At 46.4% G+C, this 17633-nt stretch carries 18 protein-coding genes and 1 pseudogene; 9 read left to right on the forward strand and 10 right to left on the reverse strand.

Annotation, left to right across the window (positions count from 1 at the left end; genetic code table 11):
• Positions 1–118: 118 nt before the first annotated feature.
• Positions 119–697 carry a DUF5698 domain-containing protein gene (locus PP175_RS06565; RefSeq protein ID WP_272443202.1) on the reverse strand — a complete coding sequence of 193 codons (579 nt, stop codon included), beginning with the start codon at positions 695–697 and terminating at the stop codon, positions 119–121.
• Between the two features lie 222 nt (positions 698–919).
• Between PP175_RS06565 and PP175_RS06570 the strand changes: the two genes are divergently transcribed.
• Together PP175_RS06570 and PP175_RS06575 are read left to right on the forward strand one after the other, a co-directional pair.
• Positions 920–2203, forward strand: coding sequence for a glycosyltransferase (locus PP175_RS06570; protein WP_272441993.1), 1284 nt, complete (start codon positions 920–922; stop codon positions 2201–2203).
• Positions 2151–2864: an HAD-IIB family hydrolase gene (locus tag PP175_RS06575; RefSeq protein ID WP_272441994.1), complete on the forward strand. Its 714-nt coding sequence runs from the start codon at positions 2151–2153 to the stop codon at positions 2862–2864. Before PP175_RS06570 ends, PP175_RS06575 begins: the two co-directional genes overlap by 53 nt.
• A 71-nt stretch (positions 2865–2935) precedes the next feature.
• On the opposite strand, the gene PP175_RS06580 is transcribed toward PP175_RS06575, so the two are convergent.
• The 4 genes from PP175_RS06580 to pckA all read right to left on the reverse strand — a co-directional run bounded on the left by PP175_RS06580 (position 2936) and on the right by pckA (position 6943).
• A complete protein-coding gene (locus PP175_RS06580; protein WP_272441995.1) occupies positions 2936–4372 on the reverse strand; it encodes an amino acid permease in 1437 nt (478 codons plus the stop codon).
• Positions 4373–4588: 216 nt separating this feature from the next.
• A complete protein-coding gene (locus tag PP175_RS06585) occupies positions 4589–4840 on the reverse strand; it encodes an NAD/NADP transhydrogenase alpha subunit (RefSeq protein WP_272441996.1) in 252 nt (83 codons plus the stop codon).
• 117 nt (positions 4841–4957) lie between these two features.
• Positions 4958–5146 carry a hypothetical protein gene (locus PP175_RS06590; RefSeq protein ID WP_442870427.1) on the reverse strand — a complete coding sequence of 63 codons (189 nt, stop codon included), beginning with the start codon at positions 5144–5146 and terminating at the stop codon, positions 4958–4960.
• 216 nt (positions 5147–5362) lie between these two features.
• Positions 5363–6943, reverse strand: coding sequence for a phosphoenolpyruvate carboxykinase (ATP) (gene pckA, locus PP175_RS06595; RefSeq protein ID WP_272441997.1), 1581 nt, complete (start codon positions 6941–6943; stop codon positions 5363–5365).
• Between the two features lie 371 nt (positions 6944–7314).
• Here pckA and PP175_RS06600 point away from each other — a divergent pair, with 371 nt between their 5' ends.
• Both PP175_RS06600 and PP175_RS06605 read left to right on the forward strand, forming a co-directional pair.
• Positions 7315–7659, forward strand: coding sequence for a hypothetical protein (locus PP175_RS06600; protein WP_272441998.1), 345 nt, complete (start codon positions 7315–7317; stop codon positions 7657–7659).
• 87 nt (positions 7660–7746) lie between these two features.
• Positions 7747–8559 (forward strand): alpha/beta hydrolase, encoded by an 813-nt coding sequence (locus PP175_RS06605; protein WP_272441999.1) that lies wholly within the window; start codon positions 7747–7749, stop codon positions 8557–8559.
• A gap of 30 nt (positions 8560–8589) precedes the next feature.
• Here the strand turns inward: PP175_RS06605 and PP175_RS06610 are convergent, their stop codons facing one another.
• Together PP175_RS06610 and typA are read right to left on the reverse strand one after the other, a co-directional pair.
• Positions 8590–8787: a cold shock domain-containing protein gene (locus PP175_RS06610; protein ID WP_272442000.1), complete on the reverse strand. Its 198-nt coding sequence runs from the start codon at positions 8785–8787 to the stop codon at positions 8590–8592.
• Between the two features lie 115 nt (positions 8788–8902).
• The gene (typA, locus tag PP175_RS06615; RefSeq protein WP_272442001.1) at positions 8903–10729 is read right to left on the reverse strand and encodes a translational GTPase TypA; all 1827 of its coding nucleotides are present in this window, start codon (positions 10727–10729) and stop codon (positions 8903–8905) included.
• Positions 10730–10918: 189 nt separating this feature from the next.
• Between typA and PP175_RS06620 the strand changes: the two genes are divergently transcribed.
• The 3 genes and pseudogenes from PP175_RS06620 (at position 10919) to PP175_RS06630 (ending at position 13913) form a co-directional block, all read left to right on the forward strand.
• A complete protein-coding gene (locus PP175_RS06620) occupies positions 10919–12403 on the forward strand; it encodes a degradosome RNA helicase CshA (protein WP_272442002.1) in 1485 nt (494 codons plus the stop codon).
• Between the two features lie 81 nt (positions 12404–12484).
• Positions 12485–12930 (forward strand): annotated as a pseudogene (locus tag PP175_RS06625) (DUF441 domain-containing protein).
• A 29-nt stretch (positions 12931–12959) separates the two neighbouring features.
• Positions 12960–13913: a tRNA modification radical SAM protein MnmL/YtqA gene (locus PP175_RS06630; RefSeq protein WP_272442003.1), complete on the forward strand. Its 954-nt coding sequence runs from the start codon at positions 12960–12962 to the stop codon at positions 13911–13913.
• A 428-nt stretch (positions 13914–14341) separates the two neighbouring features.
• Here PP175_RS06630 and PP175_RS06635 read toward each other — a convergent pair whose 3' ends face one another.
• Complete coding sequence (locus PP175_RS06635; protein WP_272442004.1) at positions 14342–14854, reverse strand: PCYCGC motif-containing (lipo)protein; 513 nt, start codon at positions 14852–14854, stop codon at positions 14342–14344.
• On the reverse strand, positions 14851–15225 hold the full coding sequence (locus tag PP175_RS06640) for a hypothetical protein (protein WP_272442005.1): 375 nt from the start codon (positions 15223–15225) through the stop codon (positions 14851–14853). The genes PP175_RS06635 and PP175_RS06640 overlap by 4 nt, the downstream gene beginning before the upstream one ends.
• 301 nt (positions 15226–15526) lie before the next feature.
• Between PP175_RS06640 and PP175_RS06645 the strand changes: the two genes are divergently transcribed.
• Complete coding sequence (locus tag PP175_RS06645; protein WP_272443204.1) at positions 15527–15730, forward strand: twin-arginine translocase TatA/TatE family subunit; 204 nt, start codon at positions 15527–15529, stop codon at positions 15728–15730.
• A gap of 47 nt (positions 15731–15777) precedes the next feature.
• On the opposite strand, the gene PP175_RS06650 is transcribed toward PP175_RS06645, so the two are convergent.
• Complete coding sequence (locus tag PP175_RS06650; RefSeq protein WP_272442006.1) at positions 15778–16101, reverse strand: 2Fe-2S iron-sulfur cluster-binding protein; 324 nt, start codon at positions 16099–16101, stop codon at positions 15778–15780.
• A 234-nt stretch (positions 16102–16335) separates the two neighbouring features.
• Here PP175_RS06650 and PP175_RS06655 point away from each other — a divergent pair, with 234 nt between their 5' ends.
• Positions 16336–17571, forward strand: a complete 1236-nt coding sequence (locus tag PP175_RS06655) for an MFS transporter (RefSeq protein ID WP_272442007.1) — start codon at positions 16336–16338, stop codon at positions 17569–17571.
• The last annotated feature ends 62 nt before the right edge of the window (positions 17572–17633 follow it).

The raw sequence follows: 17633 nt of genomic DNA on the forward strand, positions 1-17633 counted from the left end.
ACAAGCATCATTAAATCCCACATCACATCTCGGCTTGAGAGATTAAGAAATATAGAAAACAGGGTATATACTTAGCAAGATTATTTGCTCCTGTATATACCCTGTTAGGATTTGGATTTTAATCTGAAGCTTTTCCTTTTTCCATGGTCTTTCTTACATAACCATTCTTAGCGTCTGAACTCTTTCCTTTTTTCATAGCCTTTGTCACGTAGCCCCCTTTGAAGGTTCTTGTTTCGTAGGAAACAACGAAAGCCTTAGGGGCGATGTCTTCAATAATTTTGAGGACGTCCTTTTCCCGTGTTCTTTTCGCTACGACCTCCAGCCGGGTACGCCGGGCATTAATCCCTTCCGTTTCAAAAATAGTAATGCCAAATCCTTCTTGCCTTAATTTGTTGACCAATTCATCGCTCTTATCCAGCAGGCTTACCTGCAAGGTTACATAGCCTATCGCCAGCTTGGCCTCGATGATTCCTCCTAAATAAAGGCCGCCGCCGAAGCCGAGTGCATAGGCGGCTATATTAATGATATGTGACATATCAGCGAACACGATACCTAGGCTTAATACGTTAATAATAGCTTCAAGAACACCTATGGCAGATGCTTTCTTCGTTTCATTTTTGACTAAGAGAATCGTACGAAGCGTGACAATTGGCATCAACACGAGCTGCATTCCAAAGATGAGCAATGCTTTTAACAACATGAATCCTCCCTTCTGTTAAGATAGTTCGTCTTTTCTCTATTACCTCTAATCGCGGGGGGTTAACATTTGTTTTTTTTGCCAGGTTATGTTTGTGGGTATAAAGGCCTGAAATGACAGGACTATTCGCATGAAATGGGTTTACTCTTTCAACAGGGCGGGTAAACAATCTATAACACGTTAGTGCGTTGATTACCTCAGGCAGAAAGGAGCCGAATCAATTTGAGAAAAAACATCTTGTTTATTTCGGACCATGGCGACCCGTTGGCTAAGCTTGGAGGTGTGCAATCAGGAGGGCAGAATAATTATGTTCGACAACTTGCCCTTGCGCTTGATCGCATCGGATGGAGGGTAGACGTTGTCACACATTGGTCTGATGAAGATACGCCACGCATCGAACATTTTGGCGATAACTGTCGTGTCATTCGCATTGAGGCCGGGCATAAAGGTTTTGTCTCGAAGAATAAAATGTATACGATGCTCCCCGCGTTCTACAAAGAAATAAAGAGTTCTCTTTCCCTTAAAAATTATGCTCTTGTTCATACACATTATTGGTTATCCGGTTTATTAGGACAGGCAATACAAAAAGAATATGGCATTCCTTTTGTACACACCTCCCATTCGCTAGGTATTTCAAAAGAAATGGCCACAGGGCAGCGCGATGAGATCCGTTTTGCTGCTGAACGAACTGTGTTAAGCTCCGCTGCACGAATTGTAGCGACAACCGTTAATGAAAAATCATTGATTTATGAATTCGCGCAGGCGCCATCTGAGGTTTCTGTTATTCCGATAGGTGTCGCTTCTTCCTTTAAACCGCGTTTTCATCGTCCGCAGCTTCGTCGAAGCCTTGGCTATAACGGCCCAATTCTTGTGTATGCAGGGCGACTTGAGGAGACGAAAGGGATTGAAACCTTGCTTAAGGCGATGAAGATTGTTTGCGCCCGTGAAGATGTATCACCAAACTTAAAACTAGTTTTAGCTGGTGGTCAAGCTGAGGATATCGATCCCGAAACGAAACTGCCACTCCCTGAAAAGCTGCGCAGTCTTGTAATGGGCATTGAGGATCGAGTGGAGTTTGTTGGACCCAAAAGCCAGGAAGAGCTTTCGGTCTTATTCAATGCAGCGAACTTGACCGTAGTACCGTCATACTATGAATCATTTGGAATGGTTGCGGCAGAAGCCCAGGCATGCGGAAGCCCGGTGATCGCCTCCAGGGTTGGCGGTCTGCAGAATGTCGTGATGGATGGCGAAACCGGATTGTTGGTGGAACCTAAGAATCCGGAAGATCTCGCGCTTGCGATTGTCGCGTTGCTCAATAATGATTTACTCGCCCAAAGAATGGGCAAGCAGGCCGTTGAACTTGCTAAAAGTGATTATCAATGGCCGACCATCTCTAAACGAATGGCGGAACTTTATGAGGAGGTGCTTACAGCTGAACAAGACGACACATCTGTTGGCTACGGATCTGGACGGGACGCTGGTAGGAGATCCGGAAGCTTTAAGTGAACTCATCCGTTATTTTGAAGCCCAAACGTACAACATCACACTCATCTATAGCACAGGAAGGCATCTGGCATCCGCCCTTTCACTTATAGAGCAGGAAGCTCTACCACAACCAGAAATATTAATTACAGATGTTGGAACGGAAATCTATGAGCGTGGAAAAACACCTGATTCACAGTGGCAGGAACAGATTGAGCAGTCGTGGTATCCTGAAGAAATTAAGAAAATTGCGTCTACAATAGATGGCCTGATCCAGCAACATGTACCATCAGCACACCGGGTTTCCTTCACTGTAAATTCCCGGGAACCGGTTACTGAGCTTGCGAAACGGATCAGCGAGGCTGGGATTCCTCATGAGCTCATCTATAGCAGCGGCATAGATGTCGACATCCTTCCACCAGGCTGTGGCAAAGGCGCCGCTCTGGAGTATCTGATCCAAAAACACGGCTGGCAGGATGCGAACATTCTGGTTGCAGGTGATTCGGGTAACGACAAAGAAATGCTGACACTTGGTTATCCGGCAGTGATTGTTGGCAATGCACAGGAGGAGCTAAGGGCTGTAAAGGATCATCCGGCTATTTACTGTGCAACCCGCCACTGTGCTGGCGGCATCTATGAAGCGTGGAACTACTTCCACGGTACACCTTCAATTATCACCAAATAAAAGAGCCTGCGGTTGCCTTCCCCGAAGGGAGGCTGGCCGCAGGCTTTTGCGTGTCCATGTGTTTTTCTGATTTAGGCTGATTTTCCAACTTTGTCTGGCACACTATCCTGATTTTTCGAAAGGCGGTTCTTTCTTACTGACGGGTAGAAAATAAGACCAGCAGCAAGAAGTGCGATGCCCAGCGAGAAGGTTTTAATGTCGGATGTCCCCGCAATAATCACCCATAAGGAATAGATGGTAGCCAGCGACGCAATAAGAAGGTCGATGGTTCGGTTTCTGCGCTGCCCTTCATATGTTTCACCAGTAATCGCCAGCTTTAGCTGATACACAGAAGAGATGATATACGGAACAAGGTACGAAAGGGTGGCGATAAAAATAAGAAAGCCATACGCTTGAGCCATCGTTTGCGATATCGTTGAAAAAATAAACAACTGCGACATGATATTCGTAAGCGTTAGGGCCCTGATAGGAGCTCCATTTTTATTTTGCTTGAGAAACAGTGGAGGGAAAATTCCCTGTTTGGCTGCCTGGTAAGGCACTTCGGAACTAAGCATAATCCAGCCGATGGAAGTGCCTGCTAAACAAATGATCCCGAGAGCGGCCATAATGTAGCTGCCTTTGCTGCCTACTACAGCAGAGAGTGCATCCACAAGCGGTTTTTCTGCCGTAATTAATTTTTGCTGAGGCAGCGCCCCCATAACGAGAAGCGTAATACCGACGTAGATAATGAGCGCTAGAATTAACCCAAGTATAGTAGATGTTTTAACATCGCGCTGTCGTTTTGCCCGTGATGAGAAGACAACAGATGATTCTACCCCAACAAAAGCCCATAGTGTGGCGATGGCGGCGTGGTTCACCTGGCCAAACAATCCAACCTGTAACCCACTGTCTGTCTTTGGTGCGTAGAGTGGGAGCATATAGCTTTTCTGAAAGGCGAAAAGCGTAATCACGATAAAAAAAATAAAACCCAGCACTTTGGCAGTAGTTGCAATAAAGTTAATTTTTCCTGCGCCTTCAATGCCGCGCAGGATGAGAACATGAATGCCCCATAGCAATACGCTACATACAACAAATGTCACCGCATTGCCCACTGCAATGTTAACCCCCGCGATTTTCCAGAGTGGAGCTTTACTCGTCATAACAGGGAAGAAAGTGGAGAGATAACTGGCGAACGTCGTAACAATCGCAACGTTTCCTGCCCAGTTGGCCACCCAGTATCCCCAGGAAACGAGATAGCCTGTCAGAATCCCTTTCTCCGAACCCGGGCTAAATAATTCTTTCGCATACATTTGAGGCCCGCCTGTAATGTTAGGTTTGCGGAGAGCAAGATTGCCAAAAACGAGAACGGTTAACAATACGCCCAGACCAGTCAGTCCCCACGCGAGCAGTACGCCTGCGGGGCTCGCAACCTCGGCCAGCGACCGGGGGAGCATAAAAATTCCGGAGCCTACCATGTTTCCTACTACAAGGGCAGTCAGCACCCAGAAGCCTAGTTTTTTGTCTGCCATAACTTCTATTAAATCCTCCTTTAAAGTAAAAAGAAGGGGAATTATTAAAAATGCCCACATCTTTATATCCATTTCCGATGCCGTGCAAAAAAATGCTTTAGTGTGGTAATGAAATAACGAACTAAATTATACATAAACCATTTTTAAAAGGCAAGGGAAAATAAAAACAGCTTTCCTCCAAGAAGGTAAGCTGTTTAAATGTGCGTATTGAGTTGTTTAAAGAAAGAGTAATTCAAAAACATTATGGTGTTGTAAAATAGTAATAGGAGGTTTCTTCGTATGGAGTACGGCAACTTCTGGCTTCGATTTCATTTTTTCAATATAATCCTCCGGTACTTCACCAGCATCTGAAACTGTAATGCCGTCAATTTGTTTTTCTTCATTTTCTTCCAGCGTTGTTTCAATTAATTCAGGAAGAATATCGGATAATTCGGTAAGATTATCCGTATAAACGGTTATACATTTCATTTACTTTATCATTCCTTTCTTTCTGGTTAGATTACTAGTGTAGACGAGATAATCTCAAGCAATACTGCCAATATGGAAAAATCGCCTGATTGACTAGCTGTTCATAGAAAGAAGCGCCTAATGGTAAATGGCGCTTCTTTTAGCATTATTAATGGTGGCTTCCACGATTTCAAGCACATCGTGTTTGTCGAGGTTCTGGATGCCATTCCGTAATACAATAAAAGCATTGAGTTCTTCAGTTCTTAAGACATGGTGTACTTCGGGCATTACAGTATTGATAATTGTTGCTAATTTCACAGTTTCCACGGACATCATCACCTCGTTTAGTCTGTCTTGGTCATACATAAACGATGATTCTCAAACATTGCGGGTTTGGAAAGATGCTGCCGGGTAGCTATGTGCCCAACATAAGATGCTGTGAAGGGTTATAACCCTGCTATTATTATACCACATCTTGCTAGCGAAGTACCGTGCTTTTGCAGAAAAAAACCCGGCACTGGGCCGGGTGTAAACACGAGCTGTTTAGTTCGATTTGGGAGCCGCACTCTTAATAGAGTCGGGCATATCCGCGAAACGGTTGAAATTAGCCACGAAAAGCTCAGCGAGTTTCTTAGCTTGCGCATCATACGCTGCTTTGTCTTCCCACGTATTGCGAGGATCAAGAATAGCAGCGGGTACGCCTGTGCAACTTTCAGGCACAAGCACGCCGAATACCGGGTCAGCCTTATACTCTACTTTGTCTAAATCACCATGCAGAGCCGCTGTAATCATCGCACGGGTGTATGGGAGGTTCATGCGCTTGCCTACACCGTATGGACCGCCGGACCATCCGGTATTGACCAGGTAAACCTTGGCGTTGTGCGATTGAATTTTCTCTCCGAGCATTTCAGCATACACCCTAGGTGATAGAGGAAGGAACGGCTGGCCGAAGCAGGTGGAGAAAGTGGCTTCTGGTTCTGTTACGCCGCGCTCAGTTCCCGCCAGTTTACTTGTATACCCTGAAAGGAAATGAAACATTGCCTGTTCCTTCGTTAATCTCGAAATAGGAGGCAGCACACCGAAAGCATCCGCTGTAAGGAAAACCACAACGTTTGGATGACCGGCGGCACCCGGAATTAAGGCATTCGCAATGTAGTCAATGGGATAAGCTGCGCGCGTGTTTTCCGTCAGGCTTTTGTCATCATAATCAGCTTCGCGTGTTTCTTCATTTACCACAACATTCTCGAGCACGGAGCCGAACTTAATTGCCCCGTAAATTTCCGGTTCTTTTTCTTTGGAAAGGTTGATACATTTAGCGTAGCATCCGCCTTCGATGTTGAAGACGCCATTATCTGACCAGCCGTGCTCATCATCGCCAATCAGCATGCGATCCGGATCTGCGGATAAAGTCGTTTTACCTGTCCCCGAAAGCCCGAAGAAGAGAGCGACATCCCCGTCTTTTCCTTTATTAGCCGAGCAGTGCATCGATAGCACACCTTGCTCTGGAAGTAGAAAGTTCATCACGCTGAAAATCGATTTCTTAATTTCACCTGCATATTTGGTTCCGCCAATAAGCACAATTTTCCTGTCGAAGTTTACGAGAATAAACGTTTCCGAATGGGTGCCATGAACAGCTGGATCCGCTTCGAAATCTGGAGCGCTTACTACCGTGAACTGGGCTTCATGCGTAGTCAGTTCTTGAGCGGTAGGCCGAACAAAGAGCTGGTGGGCAAAGAGATTGTGCCAGGCATACTGGTTTATCACGCGAATCGGCAGACGGTATTCTTTATCGGCACCTGCAAATCCATCAAAGACAAAAAGTTCTTTGCCTTCGAGGTATGCAAGAACATCCTGATACAGCCGATCGAATTTCTCTTCAGAAATCGGCTGGTTTGTCGAACCCCAGTCGATTTTGTCGTGGACAGAAGGAGAATCCACGATGAATTTATCTTTAGGCGAACGGCCTGTATATTTCCCCGTTTCTGCGGTAATTGCACCAGTAGAAGTAAGTTTGCCGCCGTTTTGCTTGATCGCGCATTCGACAAGTGAACCTACCGGCAAATTAAAAAATACCTTTCCTGATCTCAAAATCTCTTTTAAGTCTTTGTTCATTTGAGTCTCCATTTTTCCTATCCTTCCCGTGTTTGTATTTTAAAGGCGAAATATTCAAACGAAATAGTATGTCATTAATAGAATAATTAGTATGACTTAATAATAGTATGTCTTTTCGCAATGTGCAACACCTTGTTGGCAAAAATAAAAAAATAGCCAAACACCCAGCATTGTTCTACGAAGAAAAAGTGGAGGATAGGCGAAAAAGAGCTAGAATTCTGCTAAATATGCAAGGTAACGTTAAATTATTACACAAAATGAGTAAATTTTCTGTTTCTATATCCTTCATAAATATGGTACTATATCTACACAACTTAATAGCCTATGAATTGATGCTGTCTCTGGTTCTTGTATTTGTATAACAAGAAGGAGGAAAACAAACCGTGCTGAGAAATAAAGCAATAGCGGGTGTTTCGAAACCGATGAGTCTTGTGGAGGAAGTTCTGACACAGCAGGGATTTAGGCGTAAAGGAAGCAAAGAAGAGCCTGTATTTCGCCTCAATATGCAGGATACGGCAACCATGAGATCCTATTCTCTTGACATACCGTTCAGAGAAGAGGAACTAAGCAGGGAGCGAGTTGCACGGCTGGGCAGCCCTTACGTGGTCGCAGGATCTTCCACTGTACGAACAACCGGTATGGATGACGTTCCTCAATCAGTTTCATGGGCAGCAGAAAGCAAACTAGCCGAAGTGGCAGATTATCTAACGATGTATGATTATAAGTGATAGACCATAATAGTAAGCGCTTACCCTCCGCTTTGAGCGGGGGGTTTACTGTTCGTTTCTACATAATTTTGTGTGTGGATGGGATGGATGCAGATCATGGACATGGCGTTGTACACGGAGATTTTACAGGCCGAAAAACAAAAGGGAACAGCTGTGATTGTGCATGGTGCCGGTGAATATTTTGCCCGCTATGTGTGGTTGTCCCATAAGCTCAATGAGGCCGGGTTTACTGTAATTGGCGGAGATTTGCCCGGCCACGGTCGGTCTTTTGGGAAGAGGGGACATATAGACAGGTTCGAGGACTATTATGGGGCTGTTGATCACTGGCTGTCTGTAGCAGAGCGGCAGGCGGGTCCGGTTATTTTAATTGGGCACAGCATGGGCGGTTTAATCGTAACAAGGTATATGCAACAAAGGAAGCCGGCGATTGATGGGGTGGTACTGTCTTCACCTTGCCTTGGCCTGGCGAGAAAAGTTTCACCGGTTCTTGAGGCTGCAGCCACCATCATGAATCGCCTGGCGCCATCCTTCACCCTGCCAGCAGGGATTACAGCAGATACGGTAAGCAGAGACCGCGCTATTGCCGACCGTTACCGGGACGATCCCCATATTATTGTTAAAGTGAGCGTGAGATGGTATAAAGAGCTTAAAAAAGCAATACAGCTGGCATTATCGGAGCTAGAAGAGTATAAGGCTTGCCCAACGCTCATTATGCAGGCTGGAGATGACCGGATTGTTAACGCGTTTACAACCAGGGCTTGGGCGCAGCGTCTTCCGGTGGAGGATAAGCAGTATTATGAATGGGCCGGTTTGTTCCATGAAATATTTAACGAACCTGAAAAAGAAAGCGTAGTACAGTATCTGCTTGAGTGGATGGAAAAAATAAAGCATCGGCGATAATTCGCCGATGCTTGGTGTCGATTTTTGTTATTATAGTTTCACAACGTTCGCAGCTTGAGGTCCACGAGCGCCTTCTACAATATCAAATTCAACTTCTTGGCCTTCATCAAGTGATTTGAAGCCCTCAGATTGGATAGCTGAGAAGTGAACGAATACATCGTTTCCGTCTTCAACTTCGATGAAACCGAAACCTTTTTCTGCATTAAACCATTTTACTTTACCTGTCATGTTGACCTCCTGCGAAAATCCATTGAAATATAGTGTAGTACACATATAAACTATACCATATTTGTATAGACTGGACAATTCGATTTGGATAAAATTGTTTTATTGGCTAACAGGATTAGCTAAGTTTTGAGTGCTTAGCCATGCGATCGCGTTCTGATTTGTTCAGGTATTTCTTGCGCAGGCGGATAGACTGCGGGGTTACTTCACAGTATTCATCATCATTCAGGTATTCCAGCGCTTCTTCAAGCGTCAAAATGCGAGGCGTTTTTAATTTAACCGTTTCGTCTTTTGTAGCGGAACGGACGTTGGTTGCATGCTTTTCTTTACAGATATTTACGACAAGATCGTTGTCGCGGTTGTGCTCGCCGACAATCATGCCTTCATACACTTCGGTTCCCGGATTCACAAACAGCGTACCGCGGTCTTCGATACCAAGCATGCCGTATGTGGTAGACGTGCCGTTTGCCATCGATACGAGTACGCCTACATGGCGGCCGCCAACAGCACCCTGGACAACCGGACGATAGCTATCGAAGGAGTGGTTTAAGATACCATAACCGCGCGTCTGGGTAATGAATTCGGTACGGTAACCGATAAGGCCGCGGGAAGGAATGATGAACTCAAGGCGGACGCTGCCGTAACCATTGTTAATCATGTTTAGCATTTCCGCTTTGCGGGCTCCAAGCGATTCCATAACAGCACCTGTATACTCTTCAGGTACGTCAATCGTTAACCGCTCAGCCGGCTCTTTTTTTACACCGTCAATTTCCCGGACGATAACTTCCGGTTTGGAAACCTGCAGTTCGTATCCTTCACGGCGCATGGTCTCGATCAGAATGGATAAGTGCAGCTCACCACGTCCTGACACGATATATAATTCAGGTGTCACTTCCTCAACGCGAAGACTTACGTCTGTCTCAAGCTCAGCCATTAGACGATCGCGCAATTTTCGTGATGTGACATGTTTTCCTTCGCGCCCAGCAAACGGACTGTTGTTTACAAGGAAAGACATCTGCAGCGTTGGCTCGTCAATAGTCAGAAGCGGCAGGGCTTCCTGTACTTCCAGGTCGGACACCGTTTCCCCAACGTTAATTTCATCAAGGCCTGGCACTGCGATAATATCGCCGGCTTTTGCCTCTTCAATCTCTACGCGTTTTAGGCCGATAAAACCAAACAGCTTGTTGATGCGTACCTGTTTAACGCTTCCGTCACGCTTCATTTGCGCAACAGTATCGCCTTTGCGGATGGTCCCGCGGTGCATGCGGCCAATTCCGATACGGCCGAGGTATTCGTTGTAATCCAGCATCGTTACCTGGAATTGAAGTGGCGCGTCGAAATCACCAGCAGGCCCAGGAATGTGTTCGATAATCGTATCAAACAATACTCTTAGGTCCTCATCCTGTTTGTCAGGTGTAAGGCTGGCTGTTCCGTTAATGCCTGAAGCGTAAATAACCGGGAAATCAAGCTGGTCTTCTGTTGCATCCAGGTCGATAAACAGGTCGTATACCTCATCCACAACTTCCGCAGGGCGGGCGTTCTCACGGTCGATTTTATTGATAACAAGAATAGGGGTAACTTTTTGTTCTAAAGCTTTCTTCAGGACGAAACGGGTTTGCGGCATACAGCCCTCGAATGCGTCAACTACAAGCAGTACTCCGTCTACCATTTTCATAATACGCTCCACTTCACCGCCGAAGTCGGCGTGTCCAGGCGTATCCATGATATTAATGGTAACATCGTGATATTTAACCGCTGTATTTTTCGCCAGGATGGTGATCCCGCGTTCTCTTTCAAGGTCGTTGCTGTCCATCATCCGTTCTTCCACCTTCTCATTGGAACGGAAAGTACCGGACTGTATTAACATTTTATCTACAAGCGTGGTCTTGCCATGGTCAACGTGTGCGATAATCGCGATATTGCGAAGATCTTCTCTTAACTTCATCAAATTAACTCCTTTATAGAAAAAGTCCAACGTTTCGATTATACACCAAAACTGTCAAGATACCTATTTAAATTATTTTAACTTTTTCTATGTATTTTCCCGAAATCGGGGTATACTATACAAATGCTATAGAAAATCATGGTTTCGCTGTAGTAAAATAACTTGTTAAATAAAGGAGAAATATACAGATTGGCTACTTTTCATGAATTAGGATTAAGTGACCCTGTAATTCGCGCAATTAGTGATTTGGGTTTCGAAGAGGCAACACCAATACAAGAAAAAACAATTCCCCTTGCTCTGCAGGGGCTAGATATAATTGGACAGGCACAGACTGGAACGGGTAAAACAGCTGCGTTCGGTATTCCCGTTATTGAGAAAGTTGATCCGGAAGATCCAGCGGTTCAGGCCCTTATTATGGCTCCAACGCGGGAACTTGCTATCCAGGTATCCGAAGAGTTGAGCAAACTTGCATCAAACAAACGCGTAAAAGTTCTTCCTGTGTATGGCGGGCAGGATATTAGCCGCCAGATACGCGCATTAAAGAATAAACCTCAGATCATCATCGGGACACCAGGCCGGCTGCTCGATCACATCCGTCGCAAAACGATCCGTTTAAACGAAGTTTCCATGGTCGTACTCGATGAAGCAGACGAAATGCTGGATATGGGCTTTGTTGAGGATATCGAGTCGATCCTATCCGAGATTCCTGAAACAAGGCAGGGACTATTCTTTTCTGCTACGATGCCTCCAGCAATCAGAAGGCTTACGGAACGATTCCTGCGCAATCCGCAACATGTATCTATTCAGGCTAAAGAACTGACTGTATCGAACATTAAGCAATCTTATATGGAGATTCATGAGCGCCAGAAGTTTGATGTACTCTGCCGCCTGCTTGATATTGATTCACCAGAGCTTGCGATTGTTTTTGGACGGACAAAGCGGCGGGTGGACGAGCTCAACGATGCGCTCAATAAACGCGGTTACCTCGCTGAAGGTATTCACGGAGATTTAAGCCAGCGCCAGCGCGATGTGGCCATGCGCAAATTCCGTGAAGGCCAATTGGAAGTGCTTGTGGCAACGGACGTTGCGGCACGCGGGCTTGACGTATCCGGGGTTACACACGTTTATAATTTTGATATTCCGCAGGACCCGGAAAGCTATGTGCACCGGATCGGCCGGACAGGGCGCGCAGGTAAAACAGGTGAAGCGGTAACGTTTGTCACGCCTCGCGAAATTGAGCATAAAAAGAGTATTGAGCAGCTAACCAAGAAGAAAATGGAACGCCGCCAGGTTCCAACAATGGTGGAGGCACTGGAAGGAAAACAGCGCCTTGCTCTTGACAAACTTGTCGAAGCTGTTGAGGAAGGCGGACTTGGCGATTACCGCAGGCTGGCTGAAGAAGTATTGGATAATTATGATTCGGTTGCTCTTGTTTCTGCAGCCCTAAAGATTATGACCAAGAAAAGTGCGGATGTGGATATCGTTCTCACAGCTGAAGCGCCACTTCGCACGAAGAAATTCAAAAGAAAAGACGAAGGACGGGGCGGCGGCTATCGCGGCAATAAAGATAATTACGGCCGGGGTGACAAACGAGGCGAGGGCCGCGGCAAAAGGGACCGCGATGGCGGCAAGGATTTCCGCTCCAAAGACCGGGATAAACGCAAAAAAAAATAAGCATTGATTAGCAGGGGACACGGACTTCAGATGATGAAGGCGTGTCCCCTTGTTTCTGCTGAAAAAAGGAAGGGCATATGAATGGATACGTATATTATACTCGCGGTGATTATTGCTCTCGGATTCTTCTCAAAGAATCTATCTGTCTGGCTTGCGGCACTGGTTCTTGTGATACTAAGGGCTGTACCTTTTGGAGGACCCGCACTTGGCTGGATTAACCAGTACGGGCTTAAAATTGGGATTACGGTTTTAACCGCGGGGCTTCTTGCGCCCATTGCGCTTGGCAAAATAACGCTTGATCATCTAAAAACCATGATGACCAGCAGCATGGGGATTTTTTCCCTCTTGATGGGAATTTTTGTCGCCTATTTGGGGGGAAGGGAACGGGGCTTTTGACTGCTCATCCGCAAGTGGTGACCGGTCTTATGGTGGGCACCATTCTTGGCGTGGCTTTTCTGAGAGGGGTTCCGGTTGGTCCGCTTATTGCCGCAGGCATACTTGCCCTGTTTGCAGATGTGTTTAAGTAAGCTATACTGTAGGATGGAGGTTATTCTACATGCAAATTGAAACAGCATACAGCACGCGACAGCCTCTCCTCTGGGGCGATAAACGTTATCATACATGGAACCACCATCTTCGCAGCCAATTTGGCGAAAAGGTATTTAAAGTTATGCTTGATGCGGGATTTACCTGCCCTAACCGGGACGGATCGATTGCCAAAGGCGGATGCACATTCTGCAGCGCCAGAGGCTCAGGTGATTTCGCGGGCTGGCGGCGTGATGACCTGGTTACACAATTCAATGAAGTAAAAGGCCGCCAGCATGTGAAATGGCCGAACGCCAAGTATATCGGGTATTTCCAGGCGTACAGCAACACGTATGCGCCGGTGGAGGTACTCCGCGATTATTACGAAGTGATTCTTCAGCAGGAGGGCGTAGTTGGCCTTTCCATTGCGACGCGTCCCGACTGCCTGCCGGATGATGTGGTAGAACTGCTGGCAGAACTAAATGAAAAGACGTATCTGTGGGTTGAACTCGGGCTTCAGACCATTCATGAATCAACGTCGACTCTCATCAACCGGGCGCATGATACGGATTGCTATTGGGAAGCGGTTGAGAAGCTCCGCAAACATAACATTCGTACATGCTCCCACATTATTTTCGGCTTGCCGGGCGAAACGCATGAAATGATGATGGATACAGCCAGGGCAGTGGCCGCTGCAAATGTAGAGGGCATTAAAATTCATCTGCTGCACCTGCTTAAGAAGACTCCTATGGTTAAGCAGTATGAAGCCGGCCTTCTTCGGTTCTTAGAAAAGGATGAGTATGTAAAGTTGATTGTGGACGCGCTTGAAATCCTTCCGCCGGAGATGATTGTGCACCGTCTGACCGGTGATGGCCCGCCGGATCTATTAATCGGACCTATGTGGAGCCGCAAAAAATGGGAAGTGCTCAACGCCATTGATGCGGAACTTAGAAATCGAAATACCTGGCAGGGAAAAAAGCAATAAAAACATCGTGGGCCATGCCGCTCTCTTCTTTCCCCACGTAGAAGTTTATACGGCCGCTTTGTGGAACGTCGGACGGACCGGCATTAGGGAATCTTGGCTATCGGCAAGCATAGCGCAGGCGATAGCCTTAGATTCCTTTATACCGTTTAGGTGCAACATCTGGGTATCTCAATGATGGAGACAGTTGCCGGTCTGTTTCGCCCTCTGTTCCACACGCTCCACAGGGGGAAAGAAAGGTGCGGACATGCGCCTCACGATGTTTTTCTTAGGTGTTTGGGACTATAGGTCCCTTTTAAAAAATTGCTCATGGAACTTCAACAGTGTGAATCACATCAAATTCTATGTCAACAAACAAGGAGGGATCTATCGGTCCCAGCAGAAAATGACTTTAATACTTTAAGGCGAAATATACTAATGAGATGTTTGTACTAAGCTGCAGGTACCGGCGTAGGGGTCGGTTTGGCGTATCCCTCTTTATACTCTTTGTCGATTTGCAGGCGGATCTTGCGCAGACTAGGATCCTTTTGGTGCAGCATAACCGCTTCCATCGCGATATTCTGGCACGTATTGCACATGATTCCGTGTGAATCCCATACCACTTTTCCATCCGGTTTGATTTGCTGGATAAAGCAGCTTAAGTTGCTTTTGTGGCCCGCACTTTGCCCGCAGCTGCAGTAGCACGCCATGTTTTCGAGAACTTTTGGATGTGCAGCAGCTGTCTTGTATACCTCTACAATTTGCGGATCCACACCGGTTAGAAAAGATGGGAGCTGATGCACACTGGCCGTCGTTTCAAGCTTGTCTCCACCTTGGCCCATCACCATTTTTCCCGCATTGGATGGCAGCTGGCTGTTTGAAGAAGAGCAGCCTGCCACCAGGCCTGACAGAAGCAGCGTTACAACCAGTAAACTGCTGGTCCATAATTTTCGTTTTCGTGTCACTTCTTATCGCCTCCTCCTGTGAAGCGTTGCACAAAGGAGTCCCATTCTTTTTCTGTATCTATACTGTTGATTTCATCATAGATCTCCAACAGCCAATCTTCGAAATCCGCAGGCTCTTCCTCCGTTTCGCCGTCCATGATAGCGGCTGCCTGATTCGCTTTCCTCCACTGATTTTGAAAGAGGGGAAGAAGGGGCAAGATGGCATCGCTGAATAACTTCTTTTCCGTTAAAGGGTTGCGCTCGGTTCTTTCCTCGTATAACTCTATATACGCTTCCTGGGTGAAAGCGGATGTTCCGCTCGTGAGCGCCTCCCCAGTAAAAATGGCGTGCCGTGCTGTATTAAGTAAATGTTTGATTTCTTCAACTGTCACCTTCAAGGTCCTCCTGTAATGGATCATAAAATACATGGTTTCACATCCATAGTAGCTTATTTTTAATAGAAGTGCGAGGCAGCAGCCGCTCTTTTTCAGCAGCGTGCTCATTATCGCCTATTTCACATGGTCGGCGCGAAGCCCCCTTTCTTCACGTTTTTAGCGTATGTGGGGCTGCTTTGTATGATGGGAAAGTAATAACGTTTTTAAATTTGTGACATTTTGGGCGTTTTTTTGTGATTTCCAGGTGGGCGCATCGTTTATAATGAATCTATCGAAAGGCAGTAAAGGAGAGGTTTATATGGGACTTGGCAACATCGGACCGTCTGGATTAATTCTCATTCTTATCATAGCGCTTGTTGTATTTGGACCTAAGAAACTCCCAGAAATCGGACGTGCTTTTGGCCAGACTTTAAGAGAATTTAAGAAGTCAACCCGGGGACTGACAGACGATATTACGGACGATGAGAAGAAGGAATTGAAAGATTTAAAAGAGGTAAAATAAAGAAACAAAGCCCACAGGTTTGATCGTCGCTGTGGGCTTTGCTTCATCTATTCCTGTGGCCGAGGGCCGGCATCCGTGGCCGAATCGGTGGACAGCATAACTGGTTTGACTGTCAAATCTCCCTGGCAGCGGACTTGGCAGGATAGCCTGATATTAGGTTCCGGGAAATTTCGTGTGCTTAAAATTTGATTCTCCGCCTCCGTCACAGGACCTGCATCACCAGATAGCACCTCAACCCTGCATGTCGTGCAGCGTGCATTTCCGCCGCATCGGTGCATAATAGGTACCCCGTTGTCCTCCAGCGCAAGCACCAGCTTTTGGCCGTCCTTCGCTTCGAATGTTTCAAAACCTTCAACAGTTATCTTCGGCATAGAAACCCCTCCTATGTATGTTAGTAGCCAACCCGTATATTTTACCCAAATCTTTACTTATTTTAACAAAAAAGCTGGAAATTTTGTACCCGTTCCTATATACTTTAGTTAAAGAAGTAATAGCAGCGGCTTTTATCTAGTAAACGTTACAGATTATTTCCCTTGCACATCGTGTTTGGGTTTTTTGTTTTTGTATTGCAATCTACAAAAAAACAGAGAGGATATGTTGTCGGAATGGAGATTTGGAAACGCAACCTGTATATTTTGTGGTTTGCTCAATTCATGGCAACTGCGGCAATGAACCTCGTTGTCCCGTTTCTGCCGCTTTATCTCGCACAGGATCTTGGCATGACGGACCCCGGACAAATCCAGAATTGGACAGGATTAATTTTTGGCGCCAACTTTTTAACAGCATTTATCTTCTCCCCGATATGGGGCAAAATTGCCGACCGCGCAGGCCGCAAAATTATGATCATTCGGTCCGGTTTTGGGATGGCTCTTGTAACCGTGTTTATGGGATTAGTGACTTCACCTGCCCAGCTGCTTGGCCTTCGCCTGTTAAACGGCGTGGTAGCAGGCTTTATCCCCGCGGCAATTGCTCTTGTCTCCACTAATACGCCAAAGGAAAGGGTCGGTTATTCCCTCGGCATTCTGCAATCCGGAGCGGTGGCGGGAACGATTCTCGGCCCGCTGCTCGGAGGGCTTTTTGCGGAATGGATGAGCTTTCGGCAAATCTTTATCGTCACAGGAATTTTGCTGTTTTTCGCTACCGTGCTTGTCATCGCAACTGTGAAAGAGATCAACAAACCTCACCCTAATAACGGAACAAAAGCTGTTAAATCAGCCGGCGATTTTAAACGGATTATGGCGATTTCCCCTTTGCCATCCCTGTTTCTGACAGGATTTTTAATTCAATTTGCCATAATGAGTACGAATCCATTCATGACTGCGTATGTGCAGGATCTGTGGCATAGCACGCAGTTTGTCTCGTTGGTGGCAGGCTTTGTTATTTCCTGTTCAGGGATTGCCACGATGTTATTCTCCCCATTGCTCGGCAAATGGGGAGATAAAGTGGGGTCTAAATACATTCTGTTGTTTAGCCTCCTGGGAACGACTATTTTCCTTATCCCCCAGGCTGTGGTACATGACATCTGGACGCTGATGATTTTCCGTTTTCTGATGGGCATGTGCCTTGGCGGCCTCGTTCCATCGGTCAACGCACTCATTCAGAAGTTTGCGCCACAAGGTATGGAAAGCCTCACATTTGGCTACAGCAACAGCGCCCTATTCCTGGGCAACCTGCTAGGCCCCATCATCGGGGGGGTGTTAAGTGCAGCTTACGGCATAAACTGTCTGTTCCTGCTTGCTGGAACGCTATTCCTGATTAATACCATCTGGGTAAAAATCAAACTGCATCCGCATGAAAGCCCGCGTTCGCTGCTTGAGCACATGCGCTATAATCAACATTAATAAACCGCGTCCTTTTAAAGGATGCGGTTTTTTCGTGGAAGATAAGCTGACATAATCGCCCT

This window comes from Aneurinibacillus sp. Ricciae_BoGa-3, assembly GCF_028421645.1.
Classification (GTDB): Bacteria; Bacillota; Bacilli; order Aneurinibacillales; family Aneurinibacillaceae; genus Aneurinibacillus_B.